Consider the following 1,492-nt stretch of genomic DNA (forward strand, 5'->3'; position numbering starts at 1 on the left):
CTGTCTTTCCTACACAAATATTTTAACCCGCCCCCTCGTTATTGAACTTTTACCTCATAGATTGATCCCAATAAAAAACACGACTTGAGGTAATCTTTATGTTTTCAACCTGCGCCGAACAATGGGCAAATGACACGTTTCAACACGCGGAATTAGGTGATAAACGCCGTACCAACCGCCTGGTGAAAGTGGCCTGTTCGTTGGCTAACCATATAGGACAATCGCTCGTGCAATCTCTTGACTCTCCTGCCGATGTTGAAGCGGCCTACCGACTGACCCGAAATTCCGCCATTGCGCCTCAGGCCATCGCCGAAGCCGGATTTACCGCCACCGTCGCTCACGCTCAACGTTATCATTGCCTGTTAGCGCTGGAAGACACGACAACCCTGTCATTTTCCCATGCGTCGGTCGCCGATGAACTCGGCTATACCACCTCGAAGGAAAAATCCCGGGGCATGCAGGCACACTCGGTGTTGTTATTTGCGCCTGAAGAACAACAGGTCGTGGGGTTGATAGAGCAACAGCGCTGGTGCCGAGATGTCAGTGATTATGGCAAAAGCCGACAACGCGACACACGCCCTTATGAAGGGAAAGAGAGTTATAAGTGGGAACGGGCCTCACAAGCCGTCAACAGCCGGTTAGGGGAGCAGATGGCCAACGTGATTTCTGTCTGTGACCGTGAAGCCGATATCATCGAATATCTGCGTTATAAAACGAGCCAAAAACAACGTTTCGTCATCCGTTCGATGCAAAGCCGGCGTATTGAGGAAAGTCAGGATAAACTTTATGACTTTATCAGCCAGTTACAGAGTGCTGGAGAACGATTAGTTCAGGTCAGACAGAAAGGCGGGCGTCAGGCACGTGTCGCGGATTGTGATATCAGTTATGCCGAAGTGACGTTGAAAATCCCCGAAGGAAAAAGCGGTGAAGCGGTGCGGATATTTTATGTTGGTTGCTACGAAAAAGGTACGGAGGATGGGCTTTGCTGGCATCTTCTGACCTCCGAACCCGTCAACAGTCAGGAAGACGCCCATAAAATATTCAGTTATTACGAGCGCCGCTGGCTGATAGAAGAATTTCACAAAGCGTGGAAAACGGGCGGTACGCAGGTAGAAGCGCTGCGTATGCAAAGCAAAGATAATCTGGAGCGCATGATAGTGCTGCTGGCCTTTATTGCGGTACGGATACACCAGCTCCGTTTTATGGGTCTGAACAAAGAAGAGGCAGAGAAAGAGAGCTGTGAGACAGTATTAAGCCCCCTGGCGTGGAAATTACTGTGGTCAAAACAAGAAAAACGCCGTCCGCCGAAAAAAGCCCCGAGCTTGCATTGGGCCTTCATCAATCTGGGAAAACTGGCCGGCTGGTACGATTCCAAACGCACGGGTCGAGTCGGATGGGAACGACTTTGGGAAGGTTGGTTTCGGCTGCAAACCCTGATAGACGGCTATTTGCTGGCTAAATCGGTTGATTTGGAGATCTGATCAAGAGACAG

General features: G+C 50.2%; 1 protein-coding gene. It reads left to right on the forward strand.

From position 1 onward, the window contains the following. Positions 1 to 98 precede the first annotated feature (98 nt). Entirely contained in the window at positions 99 to 1,481 is a 1,383-nt protein-coding gene (locus CKY02_RS23005) for an IS4-like element ISPlu9 family transposase (RefSeq protein ID WP_112897007.1), read from the forward strand. Positions 1,482 to 1,492: the final 11 nt, after the last annotated feature.

The sequence above is a fragment of the Photorhabdus bodei genome, assembly GCF_003287735.1.
GTDB lineage: Bacteria > Pseudomonadota > Gammaproteobacteria > Enterobacterales > Enterobacteriaceae > Photorhabdus > Photorhabdus kayaii.

Coding starts and splice junctions, on each gene's coding strand:
- CKY02_RS23005 (WP_112897007.1), top strand. CDS start 99: ATGTTTTCAACCTGCGCCGAACAATGGGCAAATGACACGTTTCAACAC.